This window comes from Helicobacter pametensis ATCC 51478, assembly GCF_000518225.1.
Taxonomy (GTDB): Bacteria; Campylobacterota; Campylobacteria; order Campylobacterales; family Helicobacteraceae; genus Helicobacter_G; species Helicobacter_G pametensis.
In genome coordinates, this window is sequence record NZ_JADE01000007.1 from 103,591 (window position 1) to 120,537 (window position 16,947).

Genomic DNA, 16,947 nt, shown 5'->3' on the forward strand with positions numbered 1-16,947 from the left:
GCGCAATAATGGGAGGTAATTTAAAAGAGATCCGCAGAAAGATTGCGAGTGTTCAAAATACACAGAAAACGACTAAAGCAATGAAGCTTGTCTCTGCCTCCAAGCTCAAAAAGGCTGAGGAGGTGGCGAGAGCATCTAAAGTCTTTGCTCAAAAACTCAATGATGTTTTTCAAGAAATAGTTCAAAGAATCGAGCCTGTTGGCTTTGAGAATGTGACTGCGCCAATGTTTCATGCATCCTTTAAGCGAGATGTAAAAGTAGCAGATGTTATTTTTGTTACAGCTGAGAAGGGGCTTTGTGGAGCTTTTAATCAAATGACCATTAAAGAAGTCACAAGTCACATCGCTGAGTATCGTAGGCGGGGTGTTACAGTAAGATTGCGAGGTGTGGGCAAAAAGGGAATCTCATATTTTTCTTATAATGGTGTGGAATTACTTGATGAATTGGAGGGCTTGAGTTCTAGTCCTGATTATCAGATTTCCTCTGAGTTTTTAAAGCGCTCTGTGGATGATTTTATCGAAGGTAAAACGGATGAAGTTGTGATTATTTACAATGGTTTTAAATCAATGATTTCACAAGAAGTTAAGACAAAAAAGATTCTGCCCTTTGTGATTGAGAATCTCAAAGAAAAACAGCAAGAAGAAATGCTTAGCATTGAACCTGTTGAAAATGAAGAGCAAATTTTGGAAGAATTGGCCAAAAAATATGTGGATTACAATTTTTACTATGCACTGCTTGATTCGCTTGTAGCTGAGCATAGTGCTAGGGTGCAAGCTATGGAAGCAGCGACAAGCAATGCAGGTAATTTGGTGAAGAGTTTGACGATTTCATATAACAAAGCACGACAAGAGGCGATCACAACAGAGCTTGTTGAGATCAATGCCGGTGTTGAGGCGATGAAGTAAGGAGGAAAATGTGAATAAACTAGGAAAAATCGTTCAGGTGATGGGGCCTGTTGTAGATGTGAGATTTGAAGATTATCTCCCAACAATCAATGAGGCTCTTGATGTGAGTTATGAAGTTGAGGGTGTCAAAAAAACTCTTGTTCTTGAGGTGGCAGCAGAGATTGGAGATCGTGTTGTGCGAACTATTGCCATGGATATGACAGAGGGATTGGTGCGTGGTCAAGAGGTTGTGGCTAGGGGCAAGATGATTGAGGTGCCTGTCGGTGAAGCAGTCCTTGGAAGGATTTTCAATGTCACGGGAGATGTGATTGATGGAGGGACTCCACTAGAAGATGCCCAAAAGTGGGAGATTCATAGAAGTGCCCCTAGCTTTGAGGAGCAAAGCACAAAGACTGAGATGTTTGAGACAGGAATTAAGGTTGTAGATTTGCTTGCACCATATCTTAAAGGTGGAAAAGTTGGTCTCTTTGGGGGTGCTGGTGTTGGAAAAACTGTCGTGATTATGGAACTTATCCACAATGTAGCTTATAAGCACAGTGGATATTCTGTCTTTGCAGGAGTTGGAGAGAGAACAAGAGAGGGGAATGATCTCTATCATGAAATGAAAGAGGGGGGAGTACTCGACAAAGTTGCTTTATGCTATGGGCAAATGAATGAGCCACCAGGGGCGAGAAATCGAATTGCTTTCACAGGTCTGACAATGGCTGAGTATTTTAGAGATGAAAAAGGACTTGATGTGTTGATGTTTATTGATAACATCTTTAGATATGCTCAATCTGGTGCTGAGATGTCAGCACTTCTTGGGCGTATTCCTTCAGCTGTTGGATATCAACCTACTCTTGCAAGTGAGATGGGAAAACTCCAAGAGAGAATCACATCGACAAAGAAAGGTTCTATCACCTCAGTTCAGGCTGTATATGTGCCTGCTGATGATTTGACGGATCCAGCCCCAGCATCTGTTTTCTCTCATCTTGATGCCAAAACAGTTTTGAATAGAAAGATTGCAGAGAAAGGAATCTATCCTGCGGTTGATCCTCTTGATTCAACTTCAAGAGTTTTGGATCCTCAAATTGTTGGGATGGAGCATTATGCAATTGCGACTGGAGTTCAGCAAGTATTGCAAAAGTATAAAGATCTTCAAGACATTATTGCATTGCTTGGAATGGATGAGCTTAGCGAAGAAGACAAAAAGATCGTTGAGCGCGCAAGAAAGATCGAAAAATTCCTCTCTCAACCATTCTTTGTGGCAGAAGTTTTCACAGGAAGTCCAGGAAAATATGTAACTCTTGAGGAAACCCTTGAAGGATTTAAGGGGATTTTGGAAGGTAAATATGATGATATTCCTGAGAATGCATTCTATATGGTCGGAAATATCAATGAGGTGATCGAAAAAGCTGAAAAAATGAGAGCTGAGACAAAGTAGGATAAAAGATGGAAGAGATTAGAGTATCAATTGTGACTCCAGAGGGGTTGATTTTTGATGGAAATGTGTCAAGTGTCACGCTACCTGGATCTGATGGAGAGTTCGGTGTGTATCCCAACCATTGCTCCCTGATCTCTCTTCTTCGAGCTGGAGTGATTGAGATCATCACAAATCAGCATACAAAAGAATATGTGGCGATTGATTGGGGGTATGCGAGGGTAGAAACTGATCGAGTTGATATTCTTGCAAATGGTGCAGTGAGTATCAATGATGGAGAAATTGCAAAAAATCTAGAAAAAGCCAAAGTTCTTCTTAAAAAAGCTTCAGTGGGTGATGCTCTACTTGCTGCGTCATTTTACAAACTTGAGTGTTTGGCAGAGAGATAAAAATGCTTGAGTTGTTTTTAAATTTTGTGCAGTCAAGTTCTCTTATAAGCCTTGTGGTTTTGGCTTGGCTTGCACTTTATATGTTGATGACATTGTGGGTATTTTTTTATCGCTTTGCTGCAATTAACTCGCTTTGTCAAGATGAGAATCGCTCACTTGGGATGCTTGTCTCTGGTGAGCTTTCTCATCCTTCTTCGATCAAAGCGATTCGAGGCATTGTTGAAAATGGTGTCAATAGAGAGCTTCTTGGAATCTGGAAACATCAGATTCTTCAAAAAGCGTCACGCGGTTTAACGCTTTTGGCGATTGTCGCTTCGACAGCTCCATTTATTGGACTTTTTGGGACAGTGATTGAGATTTTGGAGGCATTTTTTCAATTAGGTGGAGGGGGGCAAGTCTCATTTGATCTTGTGGCACCAATCATTTCTAAAGCTTTGATTGCGACAGCAGCTGGAATCTTGACAGCTATCCCTGCCTATAGTTTCCATCTTGTTCTCAAAAGAAAACTATATGATCTTGGTGTTGTGTTGCAAATGGAGCTTGACTTGATGCTTTCTCGTCAAGATCAGAATCAAATTAGGTTTTAGATATGAATGACTTCTTTGAGGATACACCAGAGCTCAATATCACACCTCTCGTGGATATTATGCTCGTTTTGTTGGCGATTTTGATGGTCACGATCCCAACTGTTAATTATCGTGAAGATATTGCCCTGCCTCAAGGATCTAGATCAAGCAAGCTCCAAGATGAAGCGATGCTTGAGATACAGATCACTAAAGCAAGAGAGGTGCGTATGCGAGGAAAGGTGTATCCTTTCAATACTTTTGCTGATGATTTTTTACTCTTTTCTCGCTCAATAGATAAAAAAACACCAGTTTATATTTCTGCGGATAAGACTTTGATTTATGATGATGTGATTTATATTTTGAAAACAGTCAAAGAAGCAGGTTTCTCTAGGGCCTCTTTGATCACAAGCGGCTAGGATATGAATAAGCGTATTTTCTTGAGTGGAGTTCTTGCACTCACGATAGAATGCGCACTCTTGGCATTGATTTTTGTTGCACTGATTCCAAAAATCCAAAAACAATATACTTTCAAAGAAAAAACAGCTCTTGAATTTATCCAGATTGAAGAAGTGTTGGATAAGAAGCCCCAAACTCCCAAAGAATCTAAAGTCAAGGATCAAAAACCCAAACAAGAAAAACCAAAACCAAAGGAAATGCCAGCCAAACAAAAGGCTTCACCCGCACCTTCTCCCAAAGTAGGGACTGATATCAGAAAATTATTTGAAAAAATTGATAGTTCAAATCCCCCAGTGCGTGAAGAACGCATCGAAGATGATCGTCCTTTGTTTTCTGCAAATGTGATCAAGAAAAAGGAATATTCATTTGATCAAAATAATTCGCAAATTAAAGAGGAATCTTCTAAAATTCAGAGTGCATTTGATTCGCTTTGGGAAAATGAGCTTGAGGTGACGACTCCTCAACGACAGGATATCAGCGATGGGGAATATGATGAATGGTTTGCAAAAATTAAAGAGATTTTATATGCAAAATGGACCAATTCATTTTATAAAAGTGTCTCGCTAACTGTGAGCATTACAATCGAATCTGATGGGAGATTGCATTATAGGATTTTGCGCTATTCCAACAACAGATCTTATAATGCTTACATGAAAAATTTGCTTGATGAACTTATGAATGAGGAGTTCCCACCATATCCCAAAGGGCGGATTACACTAGAAGTTATTTTCAAAACTAAGGAGCATGAGAATGGCTAGAGTTATTGTTTATTGTTTGTTGTTGATTGGGGGAGTGTGCTTTGGTGCTGATGCACGACTTGAAATCATCAAGGGATCAAAGCAGCTTCCTCTTGTTGCTGTGTATTTATCTGGAGGGGATTTGGATAAAAAAGTCTCTAAGCTACTTGCTAAAGATTTGGAAGTAAGTGGAAATTTTAGAGTGTCTTCTTCTGAGCGTAAAAGAGAACAAAAACCAAACTTTACATTTTATCAAGCCAAGCAAATTGATCTTTTTGTGTTTGTTTATCAGAATAGAGGTCAGATTGGATTTGATTTATTTGATACCAATCTTCAAAAGCGTGTACTAAGCAAGGAATTGCCTCTTAAATCTTTGAAAGAGTATCCATTTGTAGCGCATAAGATTGCTAATCAGATCAATGATTATCTTGGTGCGCCTAGTATTGCATGGATGGAAAGGAAGGTGATTTTTTCCAAATTGATCGCTCCATCTAAGAGTTCGATTGTGGTTGCGGACTACACACTCTCTTATCAGGAAACCTTAATTGATGATGGGTTGAATATCTTTCCAAAATGGGCTGATTCTACTCAGGAAAGTTTCTTTTTTACAAAATATCTGGATCAGCCTACAATCTTAAAATACGATATCAAAGCAAAAAAATTCCAAAAGATTTTAAGTTCTCAGGGAATGGCTGTTGTCTCTGATGTGAGTGCAGATTTTAAGAGAATTTTGATCAGTATGGCGCCAATTACTCAGGCAGATGTATATCTCTATGATTTAGATACAAAGCACACAAAGCGCTTGACGAACTATCCAGGCATTGATGTGGGCGCAAACTTTGTCGAACAACAAAAGAAGATTCTTTTTATCTCTGATCGCTTGGGGTATCCCAATGTATTTTTGATGGATGAAAATGGAGGAAATGTGGAGCAAGCCATTTTTCATGGAAGAAATAATTCATCAGCAACATCCAGTGGAAGCTATATTGTTTATTCAAGTCGAGAGGAGAAAAATGAGTTTGGCTCAAGTGTTTTCAATCTCTATTTGGTTAATACTGAAGGAGATATTTTTCAGAGATTGACACTCAATGGAGCCAATCAAATGCCACGCTTTTCAAAGGATGGAGAGAATGTGATGTTTCTTAAAAATACAAAATCTCAAAGCGCTTTGGGCATTGTAAGATTGAGATATAATAAAACCCATTTGTTCCCTCTTGGAGGCGTGAAACTGCAGTCATTTGATTGGTAGAGGAGTAAAAGATAATGTGGCGTTTAATATGTATTGTATTACCTTGTTTGTTTTTTGTAGCCTGTGGTGATAAACAAGCTGATGTGATTCAGGGTGGAGGCTCTGAGATGGTTGCACCACAGCAAGAAGAGATTTTTTCTCAAGAAGTTTCCCCACAAGAGGTTTCTCCTCAAGAAGAGGAAAGTGGGATTATTGATAAGTATGAGGCTCCCAAAAGTGAGCTCAAAGCTGAGCAATTTGGGATCGTGTATTTTGCTTTTGATTCATTTGTACTTTCTAAAGATATGTTTAAAGTTGTTGATCAAAACGCAGAGCTACTAAAGCAACATCCTAATCAAGTGGTGACTTTGGAGGGTAATACCGATGCGTATGGGAGTGATGAATATAATTTTGCACTAGGCAACAAAAGAGCATTAGCCGTCAAAGAAGCTTTGATTGTGCGAGGGATCAAAAAAGATCGCATTAAAATTGTGAGCTTTGGAGAGACAAAGCCTGTTTGCACAAAAGATAACAGTGAGGGATGTAGGCAAGAAAATAGGAGAGTGGATTTTGTTGTTGAGGAGAATTAGTCCTTATTTATTATCTTGTGTGTCCTGTGTCTTGCTTTTGGCAGAACCATCAGCATTTGAAAGTCAGAGTGGGGCGACCAAAAAAGATATTCGCAATCTCAAAGATAGTAGTCTTAACCTCTCATCTATCATAGTGGATATTCAAGGCAGGCTTGAGACACTTGAACAAGTGCAATATGGGTTGCAAAGCCTTTATGATAGTCAAAATCAAAAATTACAAAATATTCTAGGTGATCTTGAAAAACATTCATTGACTTCTCAAGAAACAAGAGCTCAAGTGGATTTGCTCAAAGAAAATTATGATCGCTTGAGTCAAGATCAAAAAAAGCTTGAAGTCGAGCAAAAAAAGTTTTTGGAAATGATTGAGGGGATTGAAAAAAAGATTCGTGAACTTACAGAGATTGGAGCTAATCTCAATGCACTTGTATTGAAAGAGTTTGAGAATGTTAAAACTGAGTTAAAAAAGCAAGCAGAAGTAATTTTGACAAATCAAGATAATGTCCAAAAGCTTAGCCTTGAGCTTGAAAAATTTGCTCTTGATCAAAAGAAAGAGAGAGAAAAGAGTGCTTTTAAATTTTATGAAAAAAAATCAGATGTCCTCAAAGAAGCGAAGCGAATGTTTTGGGATAAGAAATTTAATGAGGCACGCGATAGGTTTTCATGGCTTGTTAGTCAAAATTATCAAAAAGCCGAGTCTAATTATTTTTTGGGACAGATTGCTTATCGTCAAAAGCGCTATGAAGATGCAATTTTTTATTATCGAGAGAGTGCGACTATCGATGATAAGGCAAGTTATATGCCTCTTTTGATGCTCAACACAGCAAAATCATTTGAAGCGATTAAAGACTTGAAAAATACACTAAAATTCGCCGAAACGCTTTTGAGCCTATATCCTAAATCAAAAGAGGCTATTGAGGCAAAAAAGATTCAAAATAAATTAAAAGGAGAAAAAAAGGATGGAAAATAAACAAGTCATTGCGATGGAATATCTTGTCAGGGAAGAGGGCAAAGAGGAGATCTTGGATCAGAGTCAAGATGGTGAGCCACTAGAGTTTATTTTGGGTGCTTCTCAGGTTATTGCAGGACTTGAAAATGCATTGAATGGTGTTCAAAAGGGAGAAAGCAAGACAGTGGTAGTCAAGCCAGAGGATGCCTATGGAGAGTATCGAGTAGATTTTATCCAAGAGGTTCCAATCGATCAATTTGAAGGAATTGAGCTCAAAGAGGGGATGACACTTTTTGGGCAGGGTGAAGATGGTCGCAGTGTGCAAGTCACTGTCAAAAGTTTCAATGATCAAATTGTAATGATTGATTACAATCATCCTTTAGCAGGAAAAACTCTCGTTTTTGATGTGAAAGTTTTAGATGTGCGTCAGGCAACAGAAGAAGATCTACTAGCTTTGGGTGGAGGAGGTTGCTGCAGTAGTGGAGGGCATCATCATGAAGAAGATGGTGGGGGTTGTTGTAGTGGAGGAGGTTGCTGTGGTGGAGGGCATCACCACTAATCCCCCCCCCCTATGGATTTAGCTGATTCTTAGTAAGCTCGATTGCGAACACATTGAATCTCGATTTTGGATGCTGTGAGCATATCTCCAGAATAAAATAGATCCAGTTCGACAATATCACCCACTCTCAAATCAGCAAATTTTTTTGAAATATCCCATGCAAGCCAGCATGAATCTTCTTCGATTTTTGTATTGGGCAAAACTTTGATCAAGGATCCATTGACAGTGATTGTTTTGTTTTGATGATCAATGCTTTCAATCACTCCCTTTTGATCAGCGATCACAAGACTTCCCAACAATAGAAATAGTGCAAGTTTTTTCATCTTAACTCTCTTGAGATATATGGGATATATGCTTGAAGTTTTGGGTTTGAATGGCGTTCAATCCCTGATCTCCCACCCCCTTTAGATGATGTACTAACTCAATAAGCACGATTTTGCATACATTTAATCTCAATCTCTTCAGCAACAGGTTGATTGTTATTGTAAATGAGATCAACATCAACAAGATCACCTTGTTTTAGATCAGCAAATTTTTTAGGAGAATCCCATCCCATTCCACATGCATCTTGCTCAATCTTTGTATAAGGCATCACACCAATCACTGTCCCATTGATAGTGATTGTTTTTTGAGCATTGTCGATAGATTGGATAATTCCCTTGATATCAGCAGCCATTCCGATACTCATTCCAAGTGTTAGTAAGACTAATAGTTGTTTTTTCATTTTTACTCCTTTTTGTGCGCTTTAAGCGCATATGTTGTGATTGATGAGTTTTATCAAGGAAGCTACAAAAGCGCCTTGATTTACTCTAATGTCTCCAAAGAGATGTGAGTATGATAGATAGAGAAAATAAAATTTATCTAAAATCAAAAAATAATCGTTTTGTTTTGAAAAACAAATACACGATCTTCCAAGACTAGATTTAGCCCTCGTGCCAAGACAACCTTTTCTACATCGCGTCCAGCTCTTTGCATATCTCTCCAGTCATAAGAGTGATCGACACTGATTGTATCTTGCACGATGATGGGTCCCTCATCAAGATGATCATTGACAAAATGTGCAGTTGCTCCAATGATTTTTACACCTCGCTCATAGGCCTGCTTGTATGGGTTAGCACCAATGAAGGCAGGTAGGAAAGAGTGATGGATATTGATGATTTTATTGGGGAAATGTGCGATGAAAGAAGGGGTGAGAATCCTCATGTATTTTGCTAGCACAAGAAGATCTGGTGAAAATTTTTCGATCACGGCAAGGATCATTTTTTCATGTTCTTGGCGTGAAAGATTTTCTGAATCGATATGAAAAAATGGGATTTCAAAGCGCTCACTAAGAGATTGGAGAGTGGCATGATTGGAGATGATTGCTTGGATATTAGCATCTAGTTCGCCACTGTCATGGCGTATGAGGAGATCCCCTAGGCAATGATTTTCTTTTGTGCAAAGAATAATGATTGATTTTTTTTCTTCTTGCTTGATTTGTATTTTTGCTTTGGGCGAGAGTGCGGATTGTAGTTCTTTGAGAAGATTTTGCAAGTCGCATATGCCCCGAAATTGAGTACGCATAAAAAAGTGATGATTCTCAAGATCAACATGCTCATCATTTTTTTCGATGTTGAGTTCGTTTGCACTTAAAATCGTTGCAACTTTGGCAATGATTCCTTGAGAATCTGGTGAGCTAATGGTGAGAATATATTTCATCGGATATTCTCACGAAAGAAGTTTGATAGGAGTGTCAAAGATGTATGACTTAGGCGATCAAGCCATTCTTGAGTCTTGGACTTTTCAAGCCAGATGGGTTTAGAAACTTGTGCGATTTCGCTTAGTTCTTTGATGGCTTGATTTTGCGATCCGATTGCATCAATCAGACCTAATTTAAGTGCAGTTTGTGCGCTAAAGATTTTGCCATCGGCAAATACCTTTGGATCATTATTGCTCAAAGAGCGAGCTTGGATCACATCATTGACAAACATCTTGTATTGCTCTTCAAGAAAATTTTGTAAGAATTTTTTTTCATTTTCTTTCCATGTTCTTAGGGGTGTTCCGATGCGTTTATACTCTCCCTCTTGTAGAGTTTGAGAGCCAATACCGATTTTATCAAGGAGTGGTTTGATATTGAAACCCTCGATCACAACACCAATTGAGCCAATGATTGCTCCACGATTGGCAATGATTTTATCACTATACATTCCTCCATAATATCCACCACTTGCCATCACTCCTTCTACATGTGCGATTACAGGCATCACATCGCGCAATTCTTTGACTAGATTGGCAATTTCAATGCTTGGACCCACAGCACCTCCTGGTGAGTCGATGATGAGGAGAGCTCCTTTGATATTTGGGTGGGATTTGATTCTCTCAATCTGCTCTCTAAAATCATCACTTTGAAAGATTGGACCTCTGAGATAAAGTTTGGCTAGATTGGCTTGGGAGTTTTGTGTTTCATTCCCACTCCCCCAAAATAGAGCGATAATCAAAAGTAACACAATTAGTTTGAAATACTTCATCGCAAAATCTAGAGGCTTGGTGAGATAGCGTATGATTGTTCTTAGAGTTTCCATGTTTGTTCTCCTTGTCCATTGATATAGAGTTGTGTGACATGCGTGTGAGCATGAAGCACGAAATGTAGAGGTTTTTGTCTGGAGCTTTCGATCCCCTCGCACTCAAAGATAGCCAAATCAGCATCTTTGCCCTCACCGATCTCTCCATTGGGATTGCCCAGAGCGAGTGCTGGGAAGCGCGTGATCCCCAAAATCAAATCTTGCGCTAATTGCATGGCATCTAAGGATGCATAACCAAAAAATGCACTGCGAATCTCCTCAATTAGATTGAGAGAATGATTGGAGCTCAATCCATCTGTGCTAAAAATTGGATGAAGATCAAAATATCTTAATTTGTCTAAATCAAGATATCGTCCATTTAGCAGGCGGTTGGATCTTGGTGCGCATGCGACAAAACCACAAAGCTTGGCGATTCTATCCAAAATCTCATCATCAGCAAATAAGCAATGAACAAAAAGAGGAGAGGTGTCTTGTAAAAGATCTAGAAATTCCAAAGCATTCATGGAGGGCTTGGCTTGATGAACACCAAAGAAATGTGAGAAAAATTCTTTGAACCATCCATTTTGATGGTATAGCCATTGTTTTTCTTCCTTGGATTCCAAAAAATGACAACTTAGTCTCACTCCCTCATGTTTGGCAAGATGAGCAATTTTTCGAGCCAAGACATAATGTGTGGAATAGGGAGAGTGGATTGCGAGTGCTGGCTTGAATCTAGCGCTGCTATATTGCCTACATTCTTCAAAACGCTCCAAAAGATTCCCATATAAAAAATCCAAAGCCTCAGGATTGCTTCCAATTGCTTCATTGAAGAGTGTGACTTTTAGGGGAGAGTGGATCAGAGGAGAGATATCATAACCATAGCTACTGATTGCTCCAACGCTTGCCACACCGCTTGCAAGTTGGAGTTTGATTTCGCGTTGAATACTTTGTGAGAGTTCAGTCATCAAATCATCACGATGCGTAATGACACTGCTGAGCCATGAGGGAAAATCTCCATATAAAAGATGAGATCGGTTATTGCTAAATTCAAAATGAATATGCGCATTGCTCAATGCTGGGAGTAAAACCGAATCGGTATAAAATGATGCCTGAAGCTCTGGATAGCTTTGTGTGAGTGATTTGAAATCTTGAATCTTGAGGATTTTGTTGTGTTGAGAGCGTGGATCACACTCAATGAGTAGCCCTCCATTTTCAAGGATTGAGAATCTCTCATCACATAAAAATATACAGCTTGCACCTATGATTTGCTTCATTTTAACCCTTTATAGAGATTTCAATTTTGTCAAATTGAGATTGAAGCAATTCAATCATTTTTTGAAAAATTAGATTTTGATCAAAGGGTTGTGTGACCCAAAAAGAGAGATGAAAGACAAGCGTTTGATCTTGAATGGAGATCAGTTGAACTGTCGGTGGTTTGATATGTTGCTTGGTGATCTGGATGGAGTTTTGAAGGATAGTTTGAATTTCTTGGAGTGGTTTTTGGGTTTGAAGTGTAAGTGTCCATGAGAGCTTGGAGTGTTTGGATTGTGCGTGATTGATGATGGTTGTTTTGGTGATATTTGTATTGGGGATGATAGATTGGGATTGATCTTCTGTGATTAGGATTGTGTGAAAGAGATTGATGGTTTTCACTCTTCCTTTGGTCGTTCCGATTTGAACTTCATCATCTTTTTTGAATGGGCGTAAAATGACCAAAAGAAGCCCACTTGCAAGATTGGAGAGTGAGTCTTTGAGTCCTAGAGCAATTGCTAGGCCTATTGTCCCAAGAACAGCGACAAAAGAATTTGTAGGAATCCCAAGAGAGCCAAGCAGGGTGATGATTGTCAGGAGTGCAATCACAATAAAGCTTGCTTGAGCAAAAAAATTACCCAAGATTTCATCTTGTTTTGAGAGAGTAAGCTTGACTTTTTTGCGTATCCAAAATGCCAAATAAATACCGATAGAGAGAATGACACTAGCTTTTAGCGCATGGATGACCCATGATCCGTGAGAATGCCAGAGTGAAAAGAGATAAGTGAAAAAATCTTGCATTAGGAAATCTTATGTAGACCTGTTTTGTGAGAGAAGAAGGCCTTGATGGATCCAAAGAGTTCGCGCTTACCATAGAGGGGGTGTGAGATCTCAAAGGATTGATTGGGATCAATGATGATGAGATCTGCCTTTTTCCCTCTGCTAATCTCTCCGGCATTTATGTGCAAGAATTTGGCTTGATTGAATGATGTTTTGGCACTTAGTTCGCTGAGGGTTAGACGCCTAGATTTGACGAGCTCTGTGAAGAGTAGGGGAAAATAAAAATCTAGACAATCCACTCCTGAACTTGCATCCTCAAAGGTTTGCTCTTTGGAGCTTGTAGAAAATTCACGATAGAGAGAGGTGAGCATATCAATTTTGGAGATTTGATCAAGGAAAAACTCTTGTGTGTGCTGTGTGGTGAGAGGGGGTGTAATTTTGGCCCATGGATCATATGTGAAGATTCGCTCTTCATTGAGGAGTAGATGATGGATACTGATTTCATTTTGAATCCAAGGTGTATCAAGAGTTTGATTGAAGAGTTTTTCCTCACTCAATGCTTGCAGGAGAGTGGGGATTTTGTAAGCATTGGCCAAACAGAAGAATTTGGAGAATTCCATCTCTTGGATAAAAGGAGGGATGTGGGATAATCCCATTTTGAAACTATTTTCGCTCTCTACGCTCACTCCTCCTAGATGATGGGTGAGTGAGCAAATACAAGAGAGATTGAGAAACTTGGCATAGTCATAGATATATTTGAGTGCATGACTTGGGGTGGAGGATTGGATTGATATGGCTAGTGCTTGTTGATGTCGCATCTTGCTAATTTCTTGAATCTTATTATCCATCCATGGAATCGCACTTGAAGCAAAGGTGATCTGACTTTGTGTGTTAAAAAATTGCAAAAATTCTGCTTCATGCATAGAGGTATTAAGAGCAATTGTGCCTACTCCACCCCTCTTGGCTTTTTCTTGTAGGAGGGTGAGATTGGATTGAGAGCAATTTGTGATTTGGATATTGAGGTCGATACATGCAGGCAAAATGATGAGATTTGATGCATCAAGTGAATTTTTCTCTGCAGTCACAATTGAGGGGCTAATTTCAGTGATGATTCCATCTTGAATCCTAAGATCAGCTCTGATCTCTCCTTGGTGGTCGCAGAGTAGGCCGTTGTGAATGACTAAAGAGTGCATATTATTCCTTTTGTTAAGTGAGCCAAGCTGTGATGTTTCCGACAAAGTCAAGTGCAATGGTTATTCCAATGAGAATCAACAAGATTCCTGAGAGGATTTCAATCTTGTGCAGATGTTTGGAAAATGATTTGAGAAAATTTAAGCTACTTCCAATGAAGATTGAAGAGAGCAGGAAGGGGATTGCCAAACCTAGACAAAAGACAACCATAAGCCATAGAGAATAATTAGAATCAATCGTTGAGAGAGCAAGGATACTTGCAAGGATTGGACCGACACATGGACTCCATCCTAGTGAAAAACTCACACCTAGCAAAAATGGAGAGAGGAGTGAGTGTCCTTTAAACTCAAAGCGTTTGGTTTGGTAGAGGGCTTTGATTTTGAATATACCAAGGAAGTGGAGTCCAAAAAGAATGATCAAAATCCCAGCGATGTAGCGCACCCATGTAAGTTTGAAAAACTCACCCAAAATGCTATTGAAAAATAAACCAAGACAAATAAAAACCAAAAAGAATCCACTTATAAAAAGTAGGCAACTTAGGATGATTTTAGAGAGATGTGAGCGATGGTTTTGTTTGAGTTCTTGGATGGAGAGTCCTGAAATATAAGAAAAATATGCAGGCAATAGCGGAAGAATGCATGGACTAAGAAATGTGAGAATGCCAGATAGAAAACTTGCGAGGATTGGGGCATTGACAAAAATACCTGTAAGCCATTTCTCTTCCATAATTTAATCCCTTGATTTAAGTTTTTGTGTGGCTCAATATTTTTTGGAGTCGTTTGTGATTATACTTCAAGTTTTGATGCTTTTGGATATCGTGAGTTTGTTATAATGGATTACATTTCTTAGACGAGTTTATTCACTATTTCTATCCGCGTTTTAGCTATTTGAAGTTTTGAGTTTTTGCAGCAAGAAAGGTGAATGACTAAAATTTTGATTATTGGAAAATAAAATGAAAGATAATGGATTTAATTCTCTTGATCTCAAACAGGCTGTGATGAGGGGAATCAAGGAAATGGGATTTGTGACACCAAGTCCTATTCAAGCTCAAGCGATTCCTCTTGTTTTGGGTGGGCATGATTTGATTGCGCAAGCTCAAACAGGGACGGGAAAAACAGCAGCTTTTTCGATTCCCATTCTTAATCGTCTTGAGAAAAATGGGGATATTGAAGCATTGATTATTACACCTACACGCGAACTTGCGATGCAGATCAGTGATGAGGTATTTAAACTTGGGAAATTTTTGAGAATCAAAACAGTTTGTGTCTATGGAGGGCAGTCAATCAGGCGGCAATGCGAACTTTTGGATAATAAACCTCAAGTGCTTGTTGCCACTCCAGGGAGACTTTTGGATCATCTCAAAAATGGGCGAATCGCCAATTTTGAACCCAAAATTGTTGTGCTTGATGAAAGTGATGAGATGCTTGATATGGGATTTTTGGATGATGTAGAAGAGATTTTTTCTTATCTTCCAGGATCACGACAAACTCTTCTGTTTTCAGCGACCATGCCTGATCAAATCAAATATTTGGCTCAAAAGATTTTGGATCGACCCAAACATGTCAAGATCACACCAGCTAATATCACAAACACAGACATTACACAGAAATGCTATGTGATCAATGAGGGACATCGAGATGAAGCGATCATTCGCTTGCTTGATGTTTTGACTCCTGCTAAGAGTATTGTCTTCACAAGCACAAAGCGTGAGGCAGATGCATTGTGTGAGCGTTTGATTCAGGCACGCTATAAATCTGGAGCCTTGCATGGAGATATGGATCAGCGAGCTAGAATGGATTCGATTAGGGCTTTTAAAAATGGGAAGATCAATATTCTTGTCGCAACTGATGTCGCAGCAAGAGGATTGGATATCAGTGATGTGAGTCATGTGTTTAACTATCATATTCCACTTAATCCTGAGAGTTATGTGCATCGAATCGGGCGGACAGGTAGGGCTGGCCGTAAGGGAATGGCAATCACTTTGATCACTCCACTTGAGTTCAAGGAATTTAAAAAGATTCAAGATGAGGTGAAGCATTCCTTGGAGATTGAAGAGCTTCCATCTTTTGATGAAAGCCACAATCAATTTGTGCAAAAGATTCTCAAAACAAAAATTAGTGATGAAGCAATGGGAATCTATACGGATTTGATCGATAAAAGTGATGAGACAAATGGGATCTTGAAATTGATTTCATTTATGCTTCAGATGGGATTGGAGCGTAAAATTGGTCCAACTCAAAAGGAGATTGATAAACTCAAAAATCAGGATAAACATCGCTCATCCAAAGAAAGAGATTACCGTGGATATGGGCGTTATCATAGACAAGAGGGGTATCGTGGGGGTAGGAGAAGATGAAGTTTGATTAAGAGAAATATTGCTTAATTCAATAAAATTCTTGAGTAGAAAAGAATGTTTGATATTTGAGGGGTTTGTTTGATGCGAGTCAGACAAAAATGGGAAAGAGGAGCATGGTTATGAAGAGAATCTTTGTGGTGGGATTATTGTTGGGATCGTTTTTGATTGCGGTGCTTGGTGGATTTTTGGCTTTTCATATCCACAAGATTAAGGGTCGTATAGAAACTGCCCTTAATCAAGGATTAACAAATTATGATGTGATTTTACACAAAGAAGGAATGAAGCTAACATTTGATCCTGTTGCGTGCGATGGCTTTGTGTTCATTAGGTGCAGAAATCAAGAAGTGAAGCTTTTTGCTGATCAGAAGGGAAAAGATCCATTGTTATCCTTCACAAATTTGGAGTTAGCCGTGCAAGATTTTGATACTCAGAGTATCACCGTGCAATTTGCATCAAATTTTGATTTTTTGCAAAAGGGAGATTTGGAGGGTTATTTCAATGTATTGATGCCCAAAGAAATCAAAATTGCAATGAAATTTGCTCTTGAAACTATGGACAGTTTCCTGCTCCACACTACATTTGATCTGGATGCTCAAAATGTAACCTATCATGCAAGTCTTGACAACAAAATCATTTCTAAGCGTTTAGAGGATAATGGATTGGTTGGATATATGGAAAATCCAACTTTCCAAGATCGAGCCCTGTATTTATTGGGTGCACGCTTGCATTTGACTGGAAAGGATTTGAGCGATCAACTCTACAAGGTTGTTAGACAGCAATATGGGAATCTAGATAAAAGTAATTATCAGGGACTTGTGGCTTTGATGTCTACATTGAGTAAAACCCAGTTTCAATATTCTAAGGATTTGCAGGTTTTAATCGATGGAATCGCTCAGCTTGCTCTGGGTAAGAAGGAAGAAATGGATGTAAAATTTAATGCTAAAGATCCTATTTGCTTTACATGCCCGAGTATGCCCAAAACAGAAGAGATCGTCAAAGGTTTGGATATCGTTGTTGGGATGCGATAGAAGCG

General features: G+C 39.0%; 20 protein-coding genes. 12 read left to right on the forward strand and 8 right to left on the reverse strand.

Features of this window, described 5'->3' with window-relative positions; genetic code table 11:
- Positions 1-8: 8 nt before the first annotated feature.
- From atpG to T391_RS0101665, 10 genes are read left to right on the forward strand one after another with little or no spacing between them, the layout of a single operon-like run.
- Positions 9-905 carry an ATP synthase F1 subunit gamma gene (atpG, locus tag T391_RS0101620; protein WP_027326875.1) on the forward strand — a complete coding sequence of 299 codons (897 nt, stop codon included), beginning with the start codon at positions 9-11 and terminating at the stop codon, positions 903-905.
- A 10-nt stretch (positions 906-915) separates the two neighbouring features.
- The gene (atpD, locus tag T391_RS0101625) at positions 916-2,328 is read left to right on the forward strand and encodes a F0F1 ATP synthase subunit beta (protein ID WP_027326876.1); all 1,413 of its coding nucleotides are present in this window, start codon (positions 916-918) and stop codon (positions 2,326-2,328) included.
- 8 nt (positions 2,329-2,336) lie between these two features.
- Entirely contained in the window at positions 2,337-2,714 is a 378-nt protein-coding gene (gene atpC / locus T391_RS0101630; RefSeq protein WP_027326877.1) for an ATP synthase F1 subunit epsilon, read from the forward strand.
- Between the two features lie 2 nt (positions 2,715-2,716).
- Positions 2,717-3,301 carry a MotA/TolQ/ExbB proton channel family protein gene (locus tag T391_RS0101635; protein ID WP_027326878.1) on the forward strand — a complete coding sequence of 195 codons (585 nt, stop codon included), beginning with the start codon at positions 2,717-2,719 and terminating at the stop codon, positions 3,299-3,301.
- Positions 3,302-3,303: 2 nt separating this feature from the next.
- Complete coding sequence (locus T391_RS0101640) at positions 3,304-3,696, forward strand: biopolymer transporter ExbD (protein WP_027326879.1); 393 nt, start codon at positions 3,304-3,306, stop codon at positions 3,694-3,696.
- A gap of 3 nt (positions 3,697-3,699) precedes the next feature.
- Positions 3,700-4,494: a TonB C-terminal domain-containing protein gene (locus T391_RS0101645; RefSeq protein ID WP_027326880.1), complete on the forward strand. Its 795-nt coding sequence runs from the start codon at positions 3,700-3,702 to the stop codon at positions 4,492-4,494.
- Positions 4,487-5,722 (forward strand): Tol-Pal system protein TolB, encoded by a 1,236-nt coding sequence (tolB, locus tag T391_RS0101650; protein ID WP_051420520.1) that lies wholly within the window; start codon positions 4,487-4,489, stop codon positions 5,720-5,722. The genes T391_RS0101645 and tolB overlap by 8 nt, the downstream gene beginning before the upstream one ends.
- A 14-nt stretch (positions 5,723-5,736) precedes the next feature.
- On the forward strand, positions 5,737-6,291 hold the full coding sequence (locus tag T391_RS07585) for an OmpA family protein (protein WP_084340084.1): 555 nt from the start codon (positions 5,737-5,739) through the stop codon (positions 6,289-6,291).
- Positions 6,278-7,258: a tetratricopeptide repeat protein gene (locus tag T391_RS0101660; RefSeq protein WP_156923046.1), complete on the forward strand. Its 981-nt coding sequence runs from the start codon at positions 6,278-6,280 to the stop codon at positions 7,256-7,258. Before T391_RS07585 ends, T391_RS0101660 begins: the two co-directional genes overlap by 14 nt.
- On the forward strand, positions 7,248-7,796 hold the full coding sequence (locus tag T391_RS0101665) for an FKBP-type peptidyl-prolyl cis-trans isomerase (protein ID WP_027326883.1): 549 nt from the start codon (positions 7,248-7,250) through the stop codon (positions 7,794-7,796). The genes T391_RS0101660 and T391_RS0101665 overlap by 11 nt, the downstream gene beginning before the upstream one ends.
- Before the next feature lie 29 nt (positions 7,797-7,825).
- On the opposite strand, the gene T391_RS0101670 is transcribed toward T391_RS0101665, so the two are convergent.
- The 8 genes from T391_RS0101670 to T391_RS0101705 form a co-directional block, all read right to left on the reverse strand.
- Entirely contained in the window at positions 7,826-8,119 is a 294-nt protein-coding gene (locus tag T391_RS0101670; protein ID WP_027326884.1) for a DUF5666 domain-containing protein, read from the reverse strand.
- A 98-nt stretch (positions 8,120-8,217) separates the two neighbouring features.
- Entirely contained in the window at positions 8,218-8,520 is a 303-nt protein-coding gene (locus T391_RS0101675; RefSeq protein ID WP_027326885.1) for a DUF5666 domain-containing protein, read from the reverse strand.
- Positions 8,521-8,663: 143 nt separating this feature from the next.
- Positions 8,664-9,494 (reverse strand): formyltetrahydrofolate deformylase, encoded by an 831-nt coding sequence (purU, locus tag T391_RS0101680; protein ID WP_027326886.1) that lies wholly within the window; start codon positions 9,492-9,494, stop codon positions 8,664-8,666.
- Positions 9,491-10,357 carry a signal peptide peptidase SppA gene (gene sppA, locus T391_RS0101685; RefSeq protein ID WP_034583398.1) on the reverse strand — a complete coding sequence of 289 codons (867 nt, stop codon included), beginning with the start codon at positions 10,355-10,357 and terminating at the stop codon, positions 9,491-9,493. The genes purU and sppA overlap by 4 nt, the downstream gene beginning before the upstream one ends.
- Entirely contained in the window at positions 10,345-11,610 is a 1,266-nt protein-coding gene (gene mqnF / locus T391_RS0101690; RefSeq protein ID WP_027326888.1) for an aminofutalosine deaminase family hydrolase, read from the reverse strand. Before mqnF ends, sppA begins: the two co-directional genes overlap by 13 nt.
- A gap of 1 nt (position 11,611) precedes the next feature.
- The gene (locus T391_RS08350; RefSeq protein ID WP_051420522.1) at positions 11,612-12,388 is read right to left on the reverse strand and encodes a mechanosensitive ion channel family protein; all 777 of its coding nucleotides are present in this window, start codon (positions 12,386-12,388) and stop codon (positions 11,612-11,614) included.
- Positions 12,388-13,560, reverse strand: coding sequence for an amidohydrolase family protein (locus T391_RS0101700; RefSeq protein WP_027326889.1), 1,173 nt, complete (start codon positions 13,558-13,560; stop codon positions 12,388-12,390). The genes T391_RS08350 and T391_RS0101700 overlap by 1 nt, the downstream gene beginning before the upstream one ends.
- A gap of 13 nt (positions 13,561-13,573) precedes the next feature.
- Complete coding sequence (locus tag T391_RS0101705) at positions 13,574-14,284, reverse strand: cytochrome c biogenesis CcdA family protein (RefSeq protein WP_027326890.1); 711 nt, start codon at positions 14,282-14,284, stop codon at positions 13,574-13,576.
- A gap of 226 nt (positions 14,285-14,510) precedes the next feature.
- On the opposite strand from T391_RS0101705, the gene T391_RS07595 reads away from it, so the two are divergent.
- Both T391_RS07595 and T391_RS0101715 read left to right on the forward strand, forming a co-directional pair.
- Positions 14,511-15,914, forward strand: a complete 1,404-nt coding sequence (locus tag T391_RS07595; RefSeq protein WP_051420523.1) for a DEAD/DEAH box helicase — start codon at positions 14,511-14,513, stop codon at positions 15,912-15,914.
- A gap of 119 nt (positions 15,915-16,033) precedes the next feature.
- Positions 16,034-16,942: a hypothetical protein gene (locus T391_RS0101715; protein WP_027326891.1), complete on the forward strand. Its 909-nt coding sequence runs from the start codon at positions 16,034-16,036 to the stop codon at positions 16,940-16,942.
- Positions 16,943-16,947 lie beyond the last annotated feature (5 nt).

Coding starts and splice junctions, on each gene's coding strand:
- atpG (WP_027326875.1), top strand. CDS start 9: ATGGGAGGTAATTTAAAAGAGATCCGCAGAAAGATTGCGAGTGTTCAA.
- atpC (WP_027326877.1), top strand. CDS start 2,337: ATGGAAGAGATTAGAGTATCAATTGTGACTCCAGAGGGGTTGATTTTT.
- T391_RS0101635 (WP_027326878.1), top strand. CDS start 2,717: ATGCTTGAGTTGTTTTTAAATTTTGTGCAGTCAAGTTCTCTTATAAGC.
- T391_RS0101640 (WP_027326879.1), top strand. CDS start 3,304: ATGAATGACTTCTTTGAGGATACACCAGAGCTCAATATCACACCTCTC.
- T391_RS0101645 (WP_027326880.1), top strand. CDS start 3,700: ATGAATAAGCGTATTTTCTTGAGTGGAGTTCTTGCACTCACGATAGAA.
- tolB (WP_051420520.1), top strand. CDS start 4,487: ATGGCTAGAGTTATTGTTTATTGTTTGTTGTTGATTGGGGGAGTGTGC.
- T391_RS07585 (WP_084340084.1), top strand. CDS start 5,737: ATGTGGCGTTTAATATGTATTGTATTACCTTGTTTGTTTTTTGTAGCC.
- T391_RS0101665 (WP_027326883.1), top strand. CDS start 7,248: ATGGAAAATAAACAAGTCATTGCGATGGAATATCTTGTCAGGGAAGAG.
- T391_RS0101670 (WP_027326884.1), bottom strand. CDS start 8,119: ATGAAAAAACTTGCACTATTTCTATTGTTGGGAAGTCTTGTGATCGCT.
- T391_RS0101675 (WP_027326885.1), bottom strand. CDS start 8,520: ATGAAAAAACAACTATTAGTCTTACTAACACTTGGAATGAGTATCGGA.
- purU (WP_027326886.1), bottom strand. CDS start 9,494: ATGAAATATATTCTCACCATTAGCTCACCAGATTCTCAAGGAATCATT.
- sppA (WP_034583398.1), bottom strand. CDS start 10,357: ATGGAAACTCTAAGAACAATCATACGCTATCTCACCAAGCCTCTAGAT.
- mqnF (WP_027326888.1), bottom strand. CDS start 11,610: ATGAAGCAAATCATAGGTGCAAGCTGTATATTTTTATGTGATGAGAGA.
- T391_RS08350 (WP_051420522.1), bottom strand. CDS start 12,388: ATGCAAGATTTTTTCACTTATCTCTTTTCACTCTGGCATTCTCACGGA.
- T391_RS0101700 (WP_027326889.1), bottom strand. CDS start 13,560: ATGCACTCTTTAGTCATTCACAACGGCCTACTCTGCGACCACCAAGGA.
- T391_RS0101705 (WP_027326890.1), bottom strand. CDS start 14,284: ATGGAAGAGAAATGGCTTACAGGTATTTTTGTCAATGCCCCAATCCTC.
- T391_RS07595 (WP_051420523.1), top strand. CDS start 14,511: ATGAAAGATAATGGATTTAATTCTCTTGATCTCAAACAGGCTGTGATG.
- T391_RS0101715 (WP_027326891.1), top strand. CDS start 16,034: ATGAAGAGAATCTTTGTGGTGGGATTATTGTTGGGATCGTTTTTGATT.